Origin of the sequence: Caballeronia sordidicola (genome assembly GCF_000729995.1) — a bacterium.
In the GTDB taxonomy this organism is placed as follows: domain Bacteria; phylum Pseudomonadota; class Gammaproteobacteria; order Burkholderiales; family Burkholderiaceae; genus Caballeronia; species Caballeronia sordidicola_A.
Map to the genome: position 1 here is coordinate 1 of NZ_JNFG01000042.1, position 20,209 is coordinate 20,209.

Sequence of the window (20,209 nt, forward strand, 5' to 3'; positions counted from 1 at the left end):
TGGAAGACGAACAAGGCAAGAGCGTGGGTGTGGTCGGTCAGGACAGCAGAATATTTGCGCGTGGACTGGAAGACCAGGGTGCGCTGACGGTTAAATGGGGCAGTGGTCCGGTTGAACAATGCCGGATCGCTTATACGCTGCCGAAGAAAGATGCGAAGGCTTATAACCCCGGGTATTTGTCGCTGCAGTCGCATTGCGTGCCGGGGAGTGAAACGGTGGCGGGTGCGAACAACGCAGCGACGCCGGCGACTGTTGCACGATAGGCGGTGGCATGGATCCTAAGGCAAGGTAGTCGAAGTGACATATCGCTGGCGATAAACGCGGACTTTATGAATTTCGACGTTCCGCGTAGTTGAACGTGTTGAATGGTCTTATTTCAGGAGCTTGTTTTATGATGAAAAAACTCTCTGCAATGTTGCTGCTTTTGTTGCCAATGGTCTTTGGCATTTCGAACGCGCAGGCTGCCGACGCCATATTGTGCACGCCACTATCGGGTCTGAACTTTAGTCCCGCTGTCGGCTCGCAGCTTTTCCCGCGCGATGCTCCTGTGGGAACCACCAGCGCACCCTTTTCCACGCTTCTGAACGTAAGTTGCACAACGGATCCGGTGGCAAATCTCTCCCTCTCTATCCAGATAGGCACATACGACGGGGTCCTTGTTCCAGGGCAGACAGCCTATTTTCAAACCGACGTGGCCGGCATTGGTGTTCGATACATCTACGAGAGTGGCGACGGCACTTCGACATGCAAGCCGTATATCGGTAACTTCCCAGCCGAAGTGCTGTCGACTCGCCGAAATGTCGTTTGCTCAATTAAATCGGCGTCGGCCGGCACACTCAAAACCTTTGCGCTCAAAGTGTCGGCAATTTTCATGAAGACATCCAGCGGCCCTACTGGAACTCTCTCAAAAATTCCCACTGTTTATAACGAAGTCTATTACGATAATTCAAAAAACTTGACGATATGGGCTAACGGTTTCTCGGGTGTTGCAACCGGCACATTCGCCGTTGCGGCCTGCACTGTCACGACATCTTCCATAGCCGTGACCATGCCGAAGACCTACACCTACCGATTGCCGAATGTCGGATCAACCGATGGTGAAACGAGCCTGAACATAGGCCTGAACTGCGACCCGGGCACCAAGGTGTACACCACGCTAACGGACGTGAGCACGCCAGAGAACACGACGACAACGCTGTCGCTCAGTCCGGACTCGACTGCGCAAGGTATCGGCTATCAAATTCTTTATAACGCGACGCCCGTCAAGTTCGGCGTTGACTCATCGGTACCGGGAAACCCGGGTCAGTTTGTGTTGACGCCCGCGCCAACCACGGGCGGCGTGCTTAGCGTTCCGCTAACCGCCCGGTACATCCGCACGGGCAAGATCGGCAGCGGATCGGTGAATGCAAAAGCGACCTTCACCATGTCGTATCAGTAGGTAATATGAGCGCGACAAGGTCGATCACCAAGCCGGCGGAGCGAAGCAACGGGGTATCGCGCAACGATGCCGTTGGAAGCGCCGCGCGCGATGATCGTCGCCTCGTCGCGCTTTGCCTTACCGCGGCAACGCCGAGCCCGATCCCGCCGCTGCCGGTAACAACGCATCGCTATCGTCTTTAAGTTTGACGCCCGTCAGCTTCAAACGCGTCGCTTCTGTCAGCAAATAATGCAGCTTGAACGCGGCGGGATCGTAGGCAAGACCTTCGGGCCGCACGTTCGAAATGCAGTTGCGCTCTGCATCGCTTTTGCCAATGCGCGGCTCATACGTCAGGTAGATGCCGAGACTGTCGGGCGAACTCAAACCCGGCCGTTCGCCAATCAGCATCACCACGATCCGCGCCCGCAAAAGCTCACCGATACCATCGCCGAGCGCGACCCGTGCCTGCCGTGCGATGACTATCGGACCGATACTCAGGCCTACCAGCTTCGAGCGCATCCGTTCGAGCAATGGCACGGCATGACGTGCTGCCGCGTAGGCCGACAGACCATCGGCGACCACGAATACCACATCGAACGCACCGGGTGAGGCGGCCGCGTAATCGCGCAAGCGCGCTGCACTTTCACCGTTCAACTTTCTCCCCAGATCGGGGCGTCGCAGATAATGCTCCCGATCGGGGGCGGCGCTTTCCACGTCGAGCGTATCGAAGCCGGACGCACGTAAAGACGCATGCAGCGCGGCCACATCGAGCGGTTGATGCACAGCGTCGCGCGCTTGCGCATGCGATAGCTCAAATGCCAGCAGCGGTGCCGTCGGCAGGCTGCTGCCCGCTCGTCCCAGCGCAATGCGTGCATTCGTGAAGCGGCGCAACGCGTCCCACGGATTGGCATCGACGGAAGAGGGAGGATCGTCGAATTCAGTCATCAGGCGCTCATCCATTCAAGCAGCGGTTGTGATGCGGACTGGTTCAGCAACATGCCACGCGGACCGACAATTCGCATCGACTCAAGCCATGCTTCGAACTCCGGCGCGCGCCGCAAGCCGAGCACATTGCGAACATACAGCGCGTCGTGGAATGACGTGCTTTGATAATTGAGCATGACGTCATCGGAGCCGGGAATGCCCATGATGAAATTGACATTGGCCACGCCCAGCAGCGTGAGCAGGGTGTCCATATCGTCCTGATCGGCTTCAGCGTGATTCGTGTAGCAGATGTCGCAACCCATGGGGACGCCGAGCAGCTTGCCGCAGAAGTGATCTTCCAGTCCGGCGCGAATGATCTGCCGGCCGTCATATAAATACTCGGGCCCGATGAAACCGACCACCGTGTTCACCAGCAGCGGGCTGAACTTGCGCGCGACCGCGTAAGCGCGCACTTCGCAGGTTTGCTGATCGACGCCGTGATGCGCGTCGGCGGACAACTCGCTGCCCTGGCCGGTTTCGAAATACATCAGGTCGTTGCCAACGGTGCCGCGTTTCAGCGACAACCCCGCTTCGTGCGCTTCCTGAAGCAGCGCCAGCGAGACGCCAAAACTGCTGTTCGCTTTCTCGGTGCCCGCAATCGACTGGAACACGAGATCGACCGGCGCGCCTTTCTCGATTGCAGCAATCGTGTTGGTCACATGCGTGAGCACGCATGATTGCGTCGGGACTTCATAGCGCCGCCGGAAGTCGTCGATCATCAGGAGCAGCGTTGTGATTGCACTCAACGAATCCGACGCCGGATTGATACCGATCATCGCATCGCCGCAGCCGTACATGAGGCCGTCGAGCATCGATGCCGCAATGCCCTTGACATCGTCGGTCGGATGATTCGGCTGCAAGCGCACCGACATATGTCCAGGCAAGCCGATCGTATTGCGAAAGCGCGTGATGACCGGCCGTTTTTTCGCGACGAGGATCAGGTCCTGGTTGCGCATGAGCTTCGATACGGCCGCGACCATCTCGGGTGTCAGTCCCGCCGTCACGCGGCTCAGCGCGGCTGAATCGGTGGTGTCTGCCAGCAGCCAGTTGCGGAAATCGCCTACGGTGAGATGCGAAATATCGGCGAAAGCTTGGGAGGAGTGGTCATCGATAATAAGGCGCGTGACCTCGTCGCTCTCATACGGGATCACGGCTTCGTTGAGGAAAGTGCGCAACGGCACTTGCGCCAGCGCCATCTTCGCCGCCACGCGTTCTTCTTCTGTGTCGGCTGTTACGCCAGCCAACTGGTCGCCGGAACGCAGCGGGCTGGCTTTTGCCAGCAACGTCTTCAGGTCGTCGAAACGGTATGTCCGCAAACCGATGGTTTCGTTATAGCTCATTGCGTAATCCTTGTTCCAAGGCTTCTCCAGGCACTTATTCGCGCTCGCCGGCCGGCCAGCGCTAAGGCATCCGGCAAGCGTCGTGCGCAGGTTGAGCCGCATTCTTCGCTGACGACCAGAGCCTGTGGTCGATGCAGGCGTTAACCCGAAGTATGCGGTGAAATAATTAACGGCCAAAAATGCGGACCCGGTAATTTGAACGGGGCAGACCGAGTGTCCATGTCGGATCTCCAATATGGACCGCACGCCGGGCGCACCGTTACCGGACTTTCCGCATGCGATAATCTGGCTCTCCCAACCGGGCACTTTTGCGCGCCACACCTTGAAAAACCTGCTTGTTTCCCTCGATCGCCTGGCTGATTTCGATGAAATAATCGACGTCCGCACGCCGCTCGAATTCGCGGAAGACCACATCCCTGGCGCGCTAAACGCCCCCGTGCTGAGCAACGACGAGCGAGTGCTGGTCGGTACGATGTACAAGCAGGTGTCGCCGTTCGAGGCGTCCCGCGTCGGCGCGGCGCTGGTCGCGCGCAATATCGCGCAGCACCTCGATACGATCTTTGCCGATCGACCGCGCAACTGGCGCCCGCTGATTTATTGCTGGCGCGGCGGTACCCGGTCCGGTTCCGTCACCACAATGTTCAGCATGATCGGCTGGCAGGCGCGGCAGCTGGAGGGCGGGTATAAGACCTATCGTCGCTCGACGCTCGATACGCTCGATCATTTGCCGACCACGTTCCGGTATATCGTGCTCACCGGCCCCACCGGCAGCGGCAAGACGCGTCTGCTGCACGCATTGCACGAAGCTGGTGCGCAGACGTTGGACCTGGAACAACTGGCGGCACATCGCGGCTCCCTGCTTGGTGCGTTGCCGGGTGAGCAGCAACCATCGCAGAAATGGTTCGACACGCTGCTGGCCTGCGCGTTGCGCAGCTTCGATCCGACCCGGCCGGTATTTATCGAGGCGGAGAGCCGGCGGATCGGCGCGATCTCTTTGCCGCTCGCGTTGCTGGACACGTTTCACCGCGGCGCGTGTGTCGAGGTTGAAGCAAGCCGCGACGATCGCGCCACGTTCCTGCTGCATGACTACGCGCATCTTTTCCAACATCCGGAATCGTTCAAGCAGCAACTGTCGCGACTCATCGGGCTGCATAGCCGCGAGCGGGTGAGCGTCTGGCATGCATTAATCGATGAAGGCCGTAGGGCGGAGCTGGCCCGTGAACTGATCGACTTGCACTACGATCCGGCCTATTTACGGAGCAGCCGCCAGAATTTCAGCGAATTGCCGCACGCCACGCACATGGTGTTCCGGCCGAACGACGCCGATGTGGTCGAGCAGGCAAGGGCGCTGCTGGCACGGCTCGACACCGCGCAGCAGGCCCAGATCGAAAGGCCGCCGATCGCGTCGGCCTGACGCCGGTTCATTCCAATACAAGCCACCAAGACCATGCAATCCACACTTCGACAACCACGCGTCGCACTCGGCTGGATCACGTTTTTGCTGATCGCGGTCGTGGGTTTGTTCTACGTCAAATGGTTTCCTTACTACAACCGTGCGTTCGTGGCGGCCAGTCAGCATTCCATCGGTAAATCAATCCTGATGGGGACCGCCGCGAGCGCGCCGGCGCCGTCGTGGCATGCTGCTCTCGACTACGCCATCGCCTATGGCAAGGCGATCTGGCAGGCAATGGTCCTGGGGCTTCTGCTCGGCTCGGCGGTGCAAGCGCTGATTCCGCCGCAATGGGTGGCGCGCGCGCTTGGCAAGAGCGGCTTCGGCAGTGTGGTGAACGGCGGCCTGATGTCGCTGCCGGGCATGATGTGCACCTGCTGCGCCGCGCCGGTCGTGGCCGGCCTGCGGGCGCGTCAGGCGGCGCCGGGAGCGGCTATCGCGTTCTGGCTCGGTAACACGGTGCTGAACCCGGCCACGCTGATTTTCATGGGCTTCGTGCTCGGCTGGCAATGGATGGGATTGCGGCTCGCACTGGGAATCCTCATGGTGTTCGGCCTGGGTTACGCCGTGAACCGGATGGTGACGCCGAAGGAAGCCGAAGCGTCACGCGGCGAGATGGCGAAGCTGGTTACCGCCGAAGATCCTGGTACGGCGTTCACGCGCTGGATTCGCATCCTCGGGCGCATGACGATCCGGCTCGTGCCCGAATATATCTTGCTCGTGCTAGTGCTTGGTGCTGCGCGGGCGTGGTTGTTTCCGCACATTGGTCCGAATATCGACAATAGCGTGCTGTGGATTGTGGGCCTAGCTATCGCGGGCACGTTGTTCGTGATCCCGACAGCGGGCGAAGTGCCGATCATCCAGGCTATGTTGTCGCTCGGTATGTCGGTCGGTCCCGCAGGCGCGTTGCTGATGACGCTGCCGCCGGTCAGCTTGCCGTCGGTCGCCATGCTCGGCCGATCCTTTCCGCCGCGAGTGCTGACGTTCGTGGCGGTCGCGGTGGTCGGGTTCGGGGTGGCGGCGGGGGTGCTTGCGGTGGCGCTGGGGGTCTGACACACGCTGGTGATGCAGCAGTGTCTGCTGTTGCGTTATAAACAAGGGGGCTGTTTTCAACTCGCGTTGGAAACGGCCCCTTTTTCATAGACGTCAACTGCTCATCGTAGTTGGAGCACGTACTTCGATATCTTCGCCACGTTCTAATGCGCAGCCGCCTGGATCAGCAGCTTGAACGGCAGCGCTAGCAGCATTGCGCCACCCACGCCGACACACCAGAGCGCGACGAACCACAACGTGCTCTTGAGCCGCGAACTCTTGCGGTGTTTGATATCGGTCTCAATGATAGTGATGTTCGCCATGGCGCACCTTGCCGCGAAAAACCCAGTAACCCAGCGTCGTGTACGCGATGATCACGGGCAAGATCACCGCCGCGCCAATGAGCGTGAACTTCTGGCTCGAGTGCGGAGCCGCGAGCTCCCAGAGCGACACGCCGGGGAAAATGGCATGGGGCGAAATGCTTGCCACCAGGCCGCTATAACCGAGCAGTACGAACGCCAGCGCCATCATGAACGGCTGCGTTTCGTGCCGTGAACGAATTGACCTGCGCATCAGCCATGCACACGCGACCACGAGCACAGGTACCGGCAGGAACCGATAGAACCACGGGGTATCGAACCAGCGCGTCGCAATGCCCGCGTCCTGCAGCGGTGTCCAGATACTGACGACCGCAATGGTCCCCAATTGCAGCAGCGTCAACGGCCAAACGATCCGATAAAAGCGGCGTTGCAGATCGCCTTCCGTCTTCGCGATCAACCAGCAGCAGCCGAGCAGCGCATAGGTGACCACCAGCGCGAGTCCGGTGAACATGCTGAAGGGCGTGAACCACGTGAAGGCATCGCCGGAAAAACGTCCGTCCGCTACCGGAATGCCGTTAAGGAACGCACCGAGCGTCACGCCCTGGAAGAACGTCGCGCCAGCCGATCCGCCGATAAACGCAAGATCCCACATGTGCTTCGTGCGTGCCGCCTTCGAACGGATCTCGAACGTGACACCGCGAAAGATCAGGCAGACCAGCATGAACATCAACGGCAGGTAAAGCCCCGACAGCACGGTCGAATAGATCATCGGGAACGCGGCGAACAGGCCGGCGCCGCCCAGCACGAGCCAGGTTTCATTACCGTCCCAGACAGGCGCCACGGTATTCATCATGACGTCGCGATCGCGCTCCTCGGGGAAGAACGGAAACAGGATGCCGATGCCGAGATCGAAACCATCCAGTACTACATACATCAGCACGCCCAGCGCGATGATCGCGGCCCACGTCAGGGACAAGTCCATGTCAGGCTCCTTCGATTGAATGCGTCGCGGCGGACAGCGGCCTGCGCGCGGTGTGGTTGTCGTCGTCCATGCGGGGTGCGAGCGTGACTGTGCCGGGCAACGCCGGACCTGTTCGAAGCAGCTTGAGCAGGTAGTAGATGCCGGTACCGAACACAAGCGTATAAACAATCACGAAGATCAGCAGCGTCGTGCCCACTTGCTGCGCGGTGACCGGCGACACGGCCTGTGCCGTGCGCATCACGCCGTAGACAACCCATGGTTGACGTCCTGCTTCCGTCGTCACCCAGCCGGCCAGCAGCGAGATGAAGCCCGACGGTCCCATCACGAGCACGAAGCGTTGGAACATCTTCGATTCGAACAGCTTGTTTTTCCGCCGTAATGCGAAGCCGGCCACGCTCATCAGGATCATCAGTACGCCGAGCCCGGCCATGATCCGGAAGCTCCAGAACACGACGGTCGAATTCGGCCGATCCTCTTTCGGAAACGATTTGAGGCCACGGATTTCACCGTCCCAGCTATGCGTCAGGATCAGGCTGCCCAGGTGCGGAACGGAGACCGCATATTTGGTGGTTTCAGCTTCCATGTCCGGGATGCCGAAGAGGTTCAGTGCAGTGCCGCCTTTTTCCGTATCCCACAAGCCTTCAATCGCCGCGATCTTCGCCGGTTGATATTCGCGCGTGTTGAGACCGTGCTGGTCGCCGACCACAGCCTGAAGCGGGGTGAGCACCAGCAGCAGCCAGAGCGACATCGAAAACATCTTCTTGATGGCTGGATCCTTGCGTCCCTTCAGCAAGTGATAAGCGGCCGCTGCCGCCACCACGAGCGCCGCGACAATGAACGCAGCAATCGCCATGTGCGAAAGCCGGTACGGAAACGACGGGTTGAAAATGATCTTGAACCAGCTCACCGGCACGACATGATCACCTTCGATACGAAACCCCTGCGGCGTCTGCATCCAGCTATTCGATGCAAGAATCCAGAAGGTCGAGATCAGCGTGCCGATGGCCACCATCAGCGTGGCGCCGAAATGTGCTTTCGGTCCGACCTTGTTCCAGCCGAACAGCATGATGCCGAGAAATCCCGCTTCCAGGAAAAACGCGGTCATCACTTCATAGGCGAGCAGCGGGCCGGTAATCGGGCCGGCAAAGCTCGAGAAGCCGCCCCAGTTGGTGCCGAATTCGTAGCTCATCACGACACCGGAGACCACGCCCATGCCGAACGCGACGGCGAATACCTTCGACCAGAACAGGCATAACTCCTTGTAGACCGGCTTACCGGTCTTAAGCCACATGCCTTCGAGCACGGCGATAAAACTCGCCAGGCCAATGCTGAGCGCCGGGAAAACGATGTGAAAAGAAACGGTGAAAGCGAACTGGATACGCGCTAGATCGAGCGCTTGCTGAGTGGCATGCATGACAGGTTGTGCATCCATCGCGGGCGCACTCGAAACGAGCTCGCGGGCGGGCGCTGGTTGGTTGGACTGAGTACGACGGGAGTGACTCTAAGCCAATTTTTGAGATGAATGGTGCGACGCGGCAGGAGGCGAGAATGTGCGGAAATGTCGCAATTTTTGAGGTGCGTGATCCGTAACTCGCTGTTTATTAGTGATTTTTTTGAGAGAGAGCGCTAATGCCTAAAATTTTCTGCTTGTCATTTCCGCGACAATCAACCGCACTGCGTCAAAGTCGGCCGGCCGGGTGGATGCGACTCATGGCACGAGCGCGCAGCGTCAGCGCTGGTTGAATCGCGGACTGGCGACAGGCGATCTGGGGCAGTGCGACACCTTCGGCTCCAAAACGCTCTGAGCGCTGTTCTTTCCCAATCACCGGGCAACGCAAGTTTCACTGTCAAAGCGCCTGTACGTTCGGCGCTTTGGCCATGAAAGACCGTGAAATAGTAGTGAAAACCGTTAATTCGACGGATAATTCGGGCAGAACGCGCGGCGCAGAACTTACACATGCTGACAGCGCGGCACTAAGCCAATTCATTAAGCCAATTTTTTAGAATTCCGGTTTTCAATCGATCATGATCCGAATAGCTTTCGATCTGCCGAGAGCAATATTGGTCAAGCGATCCAGCCGTCAAGCGCTAGCGGTTCACGCATCGAAGCATGAATCCACGCGCCGGCGAATTAAAGGTCCCATAGCATCCCCATGAAGCGAATCCTGATTGTCAAGGTGACATCGTTGGGCGATATCGTAGAGACGCAACCTGTCGTCTCCGATCTTCGCCGTGCATTTCCCTCCGCCAAGATCGACTGGGCGGCAGACGCGGCCTTTGCCGACATCATTCGCTGGAATCCGGCCGTGGACCGCGTATTGAGCGCGCCGCTGCGCAAGTTCAAGAAGGCACGAAGCTGGTCGGACTTGAAAGACATCGCCGCGTCCATCGGAGAGCTGCGGGCCGAGAAGTACGATGTGATCCTGGATATCCATGGCGTGTACAAGAGCGCGATCATCGCGTTCCTGGCTCGCGGGCGGCGACGTTACGGTTACAAGAACAAGGATCTCGGTGAGCTCGGTGCGGCGTTTGCGTACAACAAACGTTTCGGGCCGAGGCCGAAAACGGATGCGTGGCGTGGCATGCGCGTGAGCGTGGCCGATGCGCTGGGTTATACCTTTGACGAAACCCCCGACTTCAATCTTCATCTGCCACCGCTGGCCGCGCCACTTCAGCTTCCGCAGGACGCGCCCATCGCAATGCTGTTCCACGCTACGTCAGCCGATGAAAAGAAGTGGCCAATCGACCGATGGGCCGAGACGGGACGTTCGCTGACGGCGCGGGGTTATCGGATCGCGCTGCCGTGGGGCACCGAAGGCGAGCGCCGGGAGGGCGAGCAGATTGCAGCGCTCGTGCCGGGCGCGATTGTCTTGCCGAAGCTGACCGTGACCGAGTGCGCACATTGTATTGAGGCGTCGGCGCTGGTCGTGGGCATGGATACCGGGCTGGTCCACCTGGCGTATGCGTTGGGCCGGCCCACGGTCATGATTTTTACGGCGACGTCGCGCGAGCATTTCGGCATTGGCTCGTCGGCGCATTCGGTGTCTGTCGGCGATCAGCACGCTCCGCCGAATGTGGCGATGGTGCTGGATGCGATACAAGGCGTGTTGACGGGATCGATGGCGCCCGCCGCTCACGATGTCGCAACCGGGACCGTGTCCTGATTCGAGCTTCGAAAGTGTGCTGAAGGTCGTTTAAGCGGCCGAAAATCCATCGGGGAACAAGCGTCCGATCGCTGCTTCGAAATGCTCGATTGGCGCCGCGCCGCGCAATGCGATGGGCGGCGGCGGTTCCTGATTGCCCACGCCGTCACGCGACAGCACGACGAACGGCACGCCCGTCACGCCGAGCTTCTTCGCAAATTCTTCGTCTTCGATCACCGCGTCGGTGAGCTCATCGCCGAGCAATGCTTCTTCCAGCGATTCCGGATCGATGCCGCAGGTGGCCGCAATATCCAGCAGCGCATCGGTGTCGCCGATATCGATGCCATCCTCGAAATACGCCTTGAAGATTGCACGATGCACAACGTCGAATCGGCCCGACTCGCGCGCGAAAAATGCGGTTTCAAACGCCTTGCGGCTACGGGGTTGAACCGGCGGAAGGCGCAACAGCAAACCGCGTTCGTTGGCTACCGGGTAGACGGAGTTCTCCCAGGTCTCGTGCAGCTCGTCACTATCCGGGTCGAGCGTTTGCATGGGCTCGGGGCGCAGTTCGAACGCGTGCCAACGCACTTCGACCGCGTCGCCATAGGTATTCTTGAACTGGTCGATAACCGGCACCTCCAGATAGCAGAAAGGGCACACAAAGTCGGACCAGACGTCGAGATACAGCTTGGAGCTTGTCATATAAGGGCGGTCCGGGATTGGTCCAAAATTAGTCCAAAATTCTACCCGACATTGGACTTTACTTCCGTTCACTCTTTAGCCCGGCTGCACGCGTTCACAGCATCGGAATGACGGTTAGTCATGCGGCGTGAATGAGCCGTATTGCCGCCGAGCAGCGCGCAACAGGGTGCCGCTGAAAGGGTAGAACGCCCGTTCGTGATAGGATCCGCCCACTATTAAACAGGGGGCCGCAATGGCATTCAAAGAAACGAAGGGCAACAAGACCGTCGAGGCGTTAGTAATGCCCGCACCGGGCGCAATGTTCAAGGGCTATATCCGCGTTGTTACCCAGCAAGGAAACGAGTCGATTGGGCAAACAATTGGACGCGGATGTGGGCGTCCGGTGAAAACCGAACAGGCTGCGCTCGAACTTGCTGAGATCGAAGCACGTCGAGTAATCGGCAAGTAATACTGTAAAGCAGCTCTGAGCGACTGCTCGGAGCTGGCCGTGGGCGACACGCTTTTAGAGGTGTTGTATCTTCGGGCCAGAGGTTCTCTGCAAGCACAAGGGGACCGACACGCCACGACGTTCAACTTTGGCTCCGCCGATCGTGTTTAACCGCAGCCCTGGGCCTCCCGCTCGGCGAGGCCATTGCGTGTGCGTGTTTTTTCTCGGCAACTGCGACGAGCGAAGCAAGATTGCCAGCGAGTCGCCACATTCTGTATCTCAATAATTGATGTTTAAAAGAGGGTGCTCAAAAAAGTAAGGGCGCCTGTAGGCGCCCTTTAGAGAAAATACTTGTTCTCGTTAAGAAGCATCGCCGCCCATAAGCCTTCCACTTATCAAAGAAGTCACCGCGCAGATTTAGCTAACGCGCTAATTCCAATGTATTCGCAGGCACATTACTAACACTACCCGTTTGCACCGGCTTTATCTAGGTGTGTCAGGCAGGGACGGGAGGTCTGCGAATGCGAATTGCGATGCCATGTTTTCCCGGCGTCCATGCTGCAAGGGCCTTCGGGGCAACGCAGGCTATAAATGCCAATCGTAATATTTTGCACCATTCGCATTCCTGTGCTTTGCGCGGTTAAAACCCGCCGTCCATCTCAATCTTCGTGCCGTCGCTGAACCGGCTCAACCGGAACGCTCGCGGGTCCACCAGCGGTTTGTCGTTCGCGACTATATCGGCCATCAGCTTTCCGGCACCCGGCCCGATCCCGAAGCCGTGACCCGAAAATCCCGTGGCGATGAACATGCCCGGCACCTGTTGCGCGGCCGAGATCACCGGCAGGGCATCCGGCGTGACGTCGATATAACCCGCCCATGCCTGCGCCACTTTCACGTGTCCAAGCGCCGGGAAGAGGGCACGAAACGCGTCGATCGCGACATCGTTGAATTTTTGAGTGGGCGCCGGATCGAGCGTGCGAACGGTTTCAAATACGGTCGGTTGATCAAGGCGCCATGTCCGCGGCTGGCGCAACGCCTCGAAGAATCGTTCGCCGAACGCGAAGTCCATCGACCTGAACTGGCTTTTCAGCGCCGGCAGGTATTGGCTGAACAGCCGGAAGCTGTCGGGCGTTATCTCGGCCAGGCTGCGGAACGCATTTGCGATTGTGTAGCCGCCATCCAGCCGCTTGCGGTATCCGACCGTCTGGTTGCACGCACTGACTTCCGGTCCGCCGTCGATTGGTTCTGTGCGCAGGACAGACGAGCGCACCGACAGTTGCGGCATTTCAACGCCAACGCTGCCGGCAAACAAGCGTGTCCACGCGCCGCCCGCCACCACCACGCTGGTGCAGCGGATCGGGCCATATTCGGTCACGACGCCGCTGATCGCGCCAGCGCTTGTCTCGATACCGCGCACCGCGCACGGCGTTAAAACCTTCACGCCCTTCGCACGCAGCGCGTGGGCAATGGCGGGTGTCGCGCGCTGCGGCTCCGCGCGGCCGTCGGAGGGTGTGTAGATGCCGCCGGTAAACCTGCACGCCGCGCCCGGCATCAGCCCGGCCGTCTCGTCGCTCGATGTGATGCGCGAGTCGAACCCCTCGCGGCCCACCAGGCCAACGGCGCGCGCCAGCCAGCTTTCGTGATCGGCGAGGGCCTTGAGGTCGTCGGCGGCGTAGAGGATGCCGCACTCCCGGAAACCTGTATCAATGCCGAGCGTCCGGTCCAGCTCGCGCCACAGCTTGAGGCTTTCGAGACTCAGTTCCAGCTCGCGCAAGTCGCGATGCGTCGCGCGGCACCAGCCCCAGTTGCGGCTGGATTGCTCGCCGCCAATATGGCCTTTCTCGCAGACGGCTACTGAAATGCCCTTCCCGGCGAGAAAAAGGGCCGTGGTCACGCCAATAATGCCGCCGCCGATAACAACAACATCGACCCGCTCGGGTAAATCACGATCTTCGATGACTTCAAGTACTTGCGGACCCATCTATCCTCCTTTGTAAGGGACCCGGGCCGGAAAATGGATCCGGCAAACCACCCGCTGTGGTTTCGGGCATCCTGTGTGCTTCCCTCAACCCGATGGCGCGTCAAAGCCGACGGCGCATTTTCAGTCGGCCTGACGGTCGATTCCATGCTGCGGCTGTATTGCGCGGCGTACCCACCCTGACTTTCTGGAGAACACTCGTGCAAAAGACAGCATCGGCAAAATGGAGCGGTGGCATCAAGGACGGTAAAGGTTACATTTCGACGCAAACCGGCGTATTGAAAGACGCGCCCTATGGTTTTGCAGCCCGTTTCGAAGAAGGTCCGGGAACGAATCCCGAAGAACTGATCGGCGCTGCGCATTCGGGTTGTTTCACGATGGCGCTGTCCCTGCAACTTACGCTGGCGGGCCTCACGGCGGAAAGTCTGGAGACGAAGTCTACCGTGACGCTGGATAAGGACGGCGAAGGCTTCACGATCACGGCCTGCCATCTGGACCTGAAGGGCAAGGTGCCCGGCACCGACGCAGCCACGTTCGAGAAGCTCGCTAACGCGGCGAAAGAGGGCTGCCCGGTGTCGAAGCTGTTCGCTGGAAACGCGAAGATCACGTTGAGCACGGAATTCGTCTCCTGAGTTTTGTTTGACCGGTGTACTCAAGGGCGCGGCCACGAAACTGGCCGCGCCCTTTCTTTTGTGCGGAGTTTTCCGCCCGTCGCTGTCGTGAGGCCCTTCAGGTTGAGCGCCGTGGACCTGCCCGCGGATAGTCAATTGATCAACTGACACACGCGACCGACTAAAATCAAGGACCCGACTTATCCACATTTTTTGTGGATAGCCATGTGGACAACATGCGTGAGCAGCCGCCAACTCACTGACGCGTAACGGTTTAGGGTTCCCCAACGTTTTGCAGGCAGGAACGCTATCCATAGCTGGCCATGCATCTTCAGACGCTCGTTGCAAGCCTTGCAAGCGGCCGTTCGGGTCAAGAACCTGTAATCTGAGGGCACTTTCAAGTAATCGGGCCGGACTGAACCTTACCGCCGCTCAGCCTTCCTGACACTTCCTCCCATACGCAGCACCGCCTGGAGCATCCATGAAATTCAAGCTGGACTGGACGTGCATCGCGCCATTTGCCGCACTTGTCATCCTTGGACTGACGTTCGCCATGCCGAACGGCTTCCTGTTAGTACTTGCCGCCATCGCACTCGCGGCGGCCGTATTCGCCGCGGTCCATCACGCTGAAGTGGTGGCGCATCGCGTCGGCGAACCGTTCGGCACGCTGGTGCTCGCTATCGCGGTCACGGTGATCGAAGTGGCGCTGATCGTCTCCGTCATGGTTTCAGGCGGTCCGGAAAAAGCGGCGTTGCCGCGCGACACGGTGTTCGCCGCGATCATGATCGTGTGCAACGGCATTGTCGGGATTTGCCTGCTCGTAGGTGGGATGCGCCATCACGAGCAGAATTTCCAGTTGCAGGGAGCGAGCGCGACACTCGCTATCCTGTGTGCGCTGTCCGTACTGACAATGGTCTTGCCCAACTTCACCAGCACGGTGATAGGGCCGGGGTTATCGACGTCGCAACTGGTGTTTGTGGGCGTGACGTCGCTGGTTCTCTATGTCATGTTCGTGTTCGTGCAGACGGTGCGGCATCGCGACTATTTCCTGCCCCCGGTGCCGGCGCTCGATCCAAATCGAGTCGAATCTGACGACGTTCATGCCCCGCTGCCGACCAATGGTTACGCGTGGGCTTCCGGTGGTTTGCTGCTGCTTTCGCTGATTTCAGTGGTCGGGCTGGCGAAGTTGCTGTCGCCGGCGGTCGAGGCGGGGGTTGCCAGTGCCGGAGCGCCTGAAGCGGTGGTGGGGGTGGTGATCGCTGCACTGGTGCTGCTGCCGGAAGGCGTCGCCGCATTGCGCGCTGCGCGGCTGAACCGGTTGCAGACGAGCTTGAATCTCGCGCTTGGGTCGGCGCTGGCGAGTATCGGGCTGACCATTCCGGCGGTGGCGGTGGTGTCGCTTGCGATCAGCCAGCCGATCGCGCTCGGTCTCGGTTCGAAGGAAATCGTACTGCTCGCGCTGACCTTGATCGTGAGTGTCCTGACGCTTGGCACCGGGCGCTCGACGGTGCTGCAAGGCGCCGTTCACCTGGTTATTTTCGCGACTTTCCTGTTTCTTTCCGTCGTGCCCTGAGCAATCCCGCGGGGCAGTCGGCACGCCGTGGGCGCCCGGGACTGGTCTGGGCTAAAAGGGCTGACCAATCCCGGCAAGAGCCAAGCGCTGTCGCGCAGCCCCTTCTTATGCCCGCCGATCTCAAAATATTTTTGCAATGCAGCATCAGATGCGTATAATAAGGGTATTCCCTAACGGGTAATCCCTAATTAAAGCTGAGGTGCTCTCATGAAAACCACCGCTCAAAGTTCGTTTCTCGTTTCGTTCGGTTCATGGTTCCGTAAGGCGAAGGCTGTCGTTAGCCGCGAAGCAGCACACGCGCTGAACCTGCATCTGCAAAATTGCGCAGTGCTGGCTGAAGCGTATCGCCGGAAGTAAATCGGCTGTAGCCTGGCCAACCGCTGAATCGACTTACCGATCGAGCCGTATCATCGCTCTCGAACGTCGGTTCATGCGTCTCCGTCCAGGTGAGGACGGTTGCCGGGAAAACCGCCGGCAACCGGGGCATTAATCTCTGAACGTGCTGACTGGGCTAAATGCTCGCCAGCCCGTCAGGTCAGATTGCCCATCCGCCGAGATAAAACGCGGCAAGCACTGCGGCAATCACCACCGTGCCAACGTTCAGCTTCTTGTATTCGCCGGCTATTACGCGCCCGACCACGAGCGTGCAGAAGCCGAGCATGATGCCGGTCACAATATTCGCCGACAGCACAATGAATACGGCACAGACCAGACCTGACATGCTGTCGACAAGATCGTCCATGTGAAGCTTGCTCACGCTTGCGAGCATCAGCAGGCCGACATACATCAGCGCCGGAGCCGTCGCGTAAGAGGGCACAAGTCCGGCGAGCGGCGAGAAGAACATCACCAGCAGAAACATCACACCAACGGTAGCGGCCGCCAGGCCCGATTTCGCGCCTGCCGCCACGCCCACCGTCGATTCAATATAAGCCGCAGCCGGCGCACCGCCCAGGCACGCAGCGACAATCGAGCTGACCGAGTCCGCCGTCAACGCGCGGCCGCCGTTCACAATCCGGCCTTTCTCGTCGATCTGACCCGCCTGGCCTGCCACCGCGCGAATCGTGCCGGTGGCATCGAAGACAGCGGTCATCACCAATGCGAACACACTAGGCAGCACGGCCAGCGAAAGCGCGCCGCGAATGTCCATGGCGCCGATCAGCGATGCATGTCCGGGTGCACTCAGCGAGGGCAGCGCGAACACGCCGGTAAACCGGACGGCGGGATCGAAGGCCAGTCCCAGCGCCGACAACCCGACCACCACGAGCAAGATGCCGCCCGGCACGCGCCGGCGTTCCAGTCCGATGATCGCCGCAAGCCCGAAGATCGACATCAGCACGGGAAACGCCGTGATATGGCCGAGCGAAACGGGCAAACCGGCACCCGGGTTCTTAACGATCAGGCCGACATCGTTCGTTGCGATGAGCAACAGAAACAAGCCGATGCCGATCCCCGTGCCATGCGCCACGCCTGCCGGCAGATTGCGCAGGATCCACGAGCGCACGCCGGTGACGGAGATCGCGGTGAAGGTGACGCCCATCAGGAAGACGGCGCCAAGCGCGACGGCTGGCGAGAGCCCTTTGCCCAGCACCAGCCCGAACGCGGTGAACGCGGTGAGCGAGATTGCACAGCCGATCGCGATAGGCAAGCGAGCCCAGATGCCCATCAAGAGCGAGCCGAACGCAGTCGTCAGGCAGACCGCCACGAAGACGGCGCGGGTGTCGAATCCTGCCTTGCCGAGCATCTCCGGGACGACGAACACGGAATAAACCATCGCCAGGAAAGTAGTGATCCCGGCGATCACTTCGCGGCGTTGCGTACTGCCGCGTGCACTGATTTGAAAGTATTTGTCGATCAATCCGCCTGATTGGGACGCGGGTGCGTCATCCTGGATGTCGATGCCGCCAAGCGGCTGGACGTGGGGTTCCATCATGAGCTGTTCTCCTTTATCAGCAGGCTGAAACAAGCGGGCCGGATGGTCTTTCGCAGACCGGGCACGCCGTCTTCAGGGTCGTCTCGATAGGTTTATTTGTCGTGTTGGCGGGAGCCAACGCACTGGACTGGGCCAGAACAGAGACTAGGGCAACATAAAGCCGCCTCCAATCTCAAAAATGGGATTCCAGTCATGCCGCGATCCTTATAAGGTCCGTTTCAAACCGGCGCTGGCGGAGCACGCGTACGATATAAAAACAAAAGGGCCAGGTCTTGAACGACCTGGCCCTTTTGTCTGATTACAACCTGTCTACAACAAACGCAGCCGCTTACTGGATCACGCGCGTCACGCCTCGGCCACGCGGATCGGCAGCCGGTTCCGGCGTCTTGCCATCGATCTTGATGACCTGGATATCGCCGTTGAAATCCTGTTTAGCGAGCGTATATCCTTTTGCTTCCAGTTCCTTCGCGAGATCGCCGTCAATGGGCTTGTACGGCTCCCAGAAAATCGTGTTCGGCGGCAGCAACTGATGATGAAAGCGCATTGCCGCGACGGCGTCAGGCAGCGGCATGGAGAAGTCGTAGACGTTGGTGATTACCTGAAAGATCGATGTAAAGATCCGCGAGCCGCCCGGCGTCCCGATCACCATGGCGACCTGATCGTCCTTCGTGAGGATGGTCGGTGTCATCGAGGAAAGCGGGCGCTTGCGCGGTGCGATGGCGTTGGCGTCGCTGCCCACTACGCCGAACATGTTCGCTACGCCCGGCTTCGAGGAGAAGTCGTCCATCTCGTCGTTCAGCACGACACCCGTGCCGTCCACCACCACGCCGGAGCCGAAATAGCCGTTGATGGTGTACGTGTTCGATACCGCGTTGCCCCACTTGTCGACTACCGAGAAGTGCGTGGTTTCAGCTTTTTCCGGCATCGTGGTGCCCAGGCCCGGAACGACGCTCTTGGTATCCGACGGCGTGTCGGGATTGACCTCGGAGGCGCGCTTGAGGATGTAGTCGTCGTCAATGAGCTGGGCGACCGGCACCTTGTAGAAATCGGGATCGCCGAGATACTGGGCGCGATCCGCGAACACTCGCTTTTCAATTTCCGCGGTCAGGTGAATGTACTGCGCGGAGTCGAGCGGCACGTTGGCATACTTGTCCTTGAGATCGGCCTTCATCTTCAACAGCTGAACGAGACCGATACCGCCGGAACTCGGCGGCGGCGCGGTAATGATGCGATAGCCGTTCCAGCTCGCGAGCACCGGCTGCCGCCACACCGCCTTGTATTCCTTCAGATCCTGCGACGTGATCAGGCCATGGCCTGTCATGGCGGTTGCAATCAGGTCCGCCGTCTGTCCTTCATAAAATCCCTTCGCACCCTTGTCCGAGATGCGCTGAAGCGTGGCAGCCAGTTCCGGCTGCTTGAAGTTGACGCCTTTATTCAGGGTTCCGAAGTAACTGTCGAAGTTGGTCTTGCCGGCAAAATCCTTCGACGCGGCGTCCTTTCGTTCCTGCAATTGGTCGCTGACTTCAAAGCCGTCCTGCGCGTACTTGATCGCGGGCGCGACGACCTGTTTCCATTTCAGCTTGCCGAAGCGCTTCTGCGCTTCCCACATGCCCGACACCGTACCCGGCACGCCGACCGCGCGATATCCGTACAAGCTCATGCCCTTGATGACTTCCCCTTTGTCATCGAGATACATGTTCTTCGTGGCTGCAATGGGGGCACGCTCGCGATAGTCGAGGAAGTACGGACGATGATCCACGTAGAGCGTCATGAAACCACCGCCGCCCAGGTTACCCGCTTCAGGGTACGTCACTGCCAGCGTGAAGGCGATGGCGACGGCTGCATCAACGGCATTGCCGCCTTCCTTGAGGACCTGCTCGGCGGCGTCGGCTGCGAACTTGTCGGCGACTGCCACGGCTGAAGCGGTCAGGACAGCAGGTTGCGGCGCGACTTTCGCGTAGGCGGGCGTGCTTTCGACAAACCCGAACGATAGCGAAAACGCCGCAGCCGCGAGCGTTCCAAGCGCGAACGGACGTGTCCGATGCAGCAAACTCATGGACTTCTTCATGGACATCTTGCTCCTCCTGGAAATGGGTGCCCGCCCGCGGGTAATAATCTTGCCCCGTCGCCTTTTCCGGCGCCGCGCTCAAGCGGAGACGCTCCCGGGCTTATACCACGGGCGTAATTGATTCCGAAAGGGTGGGAAGCCCCGTGCTTGACCGTGAGCGGGGTAGTTGGTCCGCAGCGCAGGAGACGAGTCGCGCGATCTATTTGGCCGCGGGAAGTTGATTATGCGGACCGTTTGTCCTGATCCTGACCC

At 59.7% G+C, this 20,209-nt stretch carries 19 protein-coding genes; 10 read left to right on the plus strand and 9 right to left on the minus strand.

Annotation, left to right across the window (positions count from 1 at the left end; translation table 11 throughout):
• A partial coding sequence (locus FH08_RS48700) for a FimD/PapC C-terminal domain-containing protein (RefSeq protein ID WP_035567428.1) occupies positions 1-263 on the plus strand: 263 nt, incomplete at its 5' end.
• 95 nt (positions 264-358) lie between these two features.
• Positions 359-1,438, plus strand: a complete 1,080-nt coding sequence (locus FH08_RS49670; RefSeq protein ID WP_235210543.1) for a fimbrial protein — start codon at positions 359-361, stop codon at positions 1,436-1,438.
• 117 nt (positions 1,439-1,555) lie between these two features.
• Here FH08_RS49670 and eutC read toward each other — a convergent pair whose 3' ends face one another.
• Positions 1,556-2,362, minus strand: a complete 807-nt coding sequence (gene eutC, locus FH08_RS0129900; protein ID WP_031361879.1) for an ethanolamine ammonia-lyase subunit EutC — start codon at positions 2,360-2,362, stop codon at positions 1,556-1,558.
• The gene (locus FH08_RS0129905) at positions 2,362-3,741 is read right to left on the minus strand and encodes an ethanolamine ammonia-lyase subunit EutB (RefSeq protein WP_031361880.1); all 1,380 of its coding nucleotides are present in this window, start codon (positions 3,739-3,741) and stop codon (positions 2,362-2,364) included. The genes eutC and FH08_RS0129905 overlap by 1 nt, the downstream gene beginning before the upstream one ends.
• Positions 3,742-4,063: 322 nt before the next feature.
• Here FH08_RS0129905 and mnmH point away from each other — a divergent pair, with 322 nt between their 5' ends.
• The gene (gene mnmH, locus FH08_RS0129910; RefSeq protein WP_031361881.1) at positions 4,064-5,155 is read left to right on the plus strand and encodes a tRNA 2-selenouridine(34) synthase MnmH; all 1,092 of its coding nucleotides are present in this window, start codon (positions 4,064-4,066) and stop codon (positions 5,153-5,155) included.
• A 33-nt stretch (positions 5,156-5,188) separates the two neighbouring features.
• Positions 5,189-6,244 (plus strand): permease, encoded by a 1,056-nt coding sequence (locus FH08_RS0129915; protein WP_031361882.1) that lies wholly within the window; start codon positions 5,189-5,191, stop codon positions 6,242-6,244.
• 143 nt (positions 6,245-6,387) lie between these two features.
• On the opposite strand, the gene FH08_RS53010 is transcribed toward FH08_RS0129915, so the two are convergent.
• From FH08_RS53010 to FH08_RS0129930, 3 genes are read right to left on the minus strand one after another with little or no spacing between them, the layout of a single operon-like run.
• Complete coding sequence (locus FH08_RS53010; RefSeq protein ID WP_200878806.1) at positions 6,388-6,546, minus strand: hypothetical protein; 159 nt, start codon at positions 6,544-6,546, stop codon at positions 6,388-6,390.
• On the minus strand, positions 6,524-7,525 hold the full coding sequence (cydB, locus tag FH08_RS0129925; RefSeq protein ID WP_031361883.1) for a cytochrome d ubiquinol oxidase subunit II: 1,002 nt from the start codon (positions 7,523-7,525) through the stop codon (positions 6,524-6,526). Before cydB ends, FH08_RS53010 begins: the two co-directional genes overlap by 23 nt.
• Before the next feature lies 1 nt (position 7,526).
• On the minus strand, positions 7,527-8,939 hold the full coding sequence (locus tag FH08_RS0129930) for a cytochrome ubiquinol oxidase subunit I (protein WP_031361884.1): 1,413 nt from the start codon (positions 8,937-8,939) through the stop codon (positions 7,527-7,529).
• Between the two features lie 283 nt (positions 8,940-9,222).
• Here FH08_RS0129930 and FH08_RS50685 point away from each other — a divergent pair, with 283 nt between their 5' ends.
• Together FH08_RS50685 and waaC are read left to right on the plus strand one after the other, a co-directional pair.
• Positions 9,223-9,330, plus strand: coding sequence for a neutral zinc metallopeptidase (locus FH08_RS50685; RefSeq protein WP_075583399.1), 108 nt, complete (start codon positions 9,223-9,225; stop codon positions 9,328-9,330).
• A gap of 348 nt (positions 9,331-9,678) precedes the next feature.
• Complete coding sequence (gene waaC, locus FH08_RS0129935) at positions 9,679-10,689, plus strand: lipopolysaccharide heptosyltransferase I (protein WP_031361885.1); 1,011 nt, start codon at positions 9,679-9,681, stop codon at positions 10,687-10,689.
• A gap of 30 nt (positions 10,690-10,719) precedes the next feature.
• On the opposite strand, the gene FH08_RS0129940 is transcribed toward waaC, so the two are convergent.
• The gene (locus tag FH08_RS0129940; protein WP_031361886.1) at positions 10,720-11,370 is read right to left on the minus strand and encodes a DsbA family oxidoreductase; all 651 of its coding nucleotides are present in this window, start codon (positions 11,368-11,370) and stop codon (positions 10,720-10,722) included.
• Positions 11,371-11,602: 232 nt separating this feature from the next.
• Here FH08_RS0129940 and FH08_RS0129945 point away from each other — a divergent pair, with 232 nt between their 5' ends.
• Positions 11,603-11,818 carry a hypothetical protein gene (locus tag FH08_RS0129945; protein ID WP_031361887.1) on the plus strand — a complete coding sequence of 72 codons (216 nt, stop codon included), beginning with the start codon at positions 11,603-11,605 and terminating at the stop codon, positions 11,816-11,818.
• Between the two features lie 619 nt (positions 11,819-12,437).
• Here the strand turns inward: FH08_RS0129945 and FH08_RS0129950 are convergent.
• Positions 12,438-13,778, minus strand: coding sequence for an NAD(P)/FAD-dependent oxidoreductase (locus tag FH08_RS0129950; protein WP_031361888.1), 1,341 nt, complete (start codon positions 13,776-13,778; stop codon positions 12,438-12,440).
• 197 nt (positions 13,779-13,975) lie between these two features.
• Here FH08_RS0129950 and FH08_RS0129955 point away from each other — a divergent pair, with 197 nt between their 5' ends.
• The 3 genes from FH08_RS0129955 (at position 13,976) to FH08_RS53015 (ending at position 16,316) form a co-directional block, all read left to right on the plus strand.
• A complete protein-coding gene (locus tag FH08_RS0129955) occupies positions 13,976-14,407 on the plus strand; it encodes an OsmC family protein (protein ID WP_031361889.1) in 432 nt (143 codons plus the stop codon).
• Positions 14,408-14,867: 460 nt separating this feature from the next.
• Complete coding sequence (locus tag FH08_RS0129960; protein ID WP_031361890.1) at positions 14,868-15,959, plus strand: calcium:proton antiporter; 1,092 nt, start codon at positions 14,868-14,870, stop codon at positions 15,957-15,959.
• A 207-nt stretch (positions 15,960-16,166) separates the two neighbouring features.
• Positions 16,167-16,316: a hypothetical protein gene (locus FH08_RS53015; protein ID WP_200878808.1), complete on the plus strand. Its 150-nt coding sequence runs from the start codon at positions 16,167-16,169 to the stop codon at positions 16,314-16,316.
• A gap of 178 nt (positions 16,317-16,494) precedes the next feature.
• On the opposite strand, the gene FH08_RS0129970 is transcribed toward FH08_RS53015, so the two are convergent.
• Both FH08_RS0129970 and ggt read right to left on the minus strand, forming a co-directional pair.
• Complete coding sequence (locus FH08_RS0129970; protein ID WP_031361891.1) at positions 16,495-17,889, minus strand: NCS2 family permease; 1,395 nt, start codon at positions 17,887-17,889, stop codon at positions 16,495-16,497.
• A gap of 328 nt (positions 17,890-18,217) precedes the next feature.
• Complete coding sequence (ggt, locus tag FH08_RS0129975) at positions 18,218-19,945, minus strand: gamma-glutamyltransferase (RefSeq protein WP_051888651.1); 1,728 nt, start codon at positions 19,943-19,945, stop codon at positions 18,218-18,220.
• Positions 19,946-20,209: the final 264 nt, after the last annotated feature.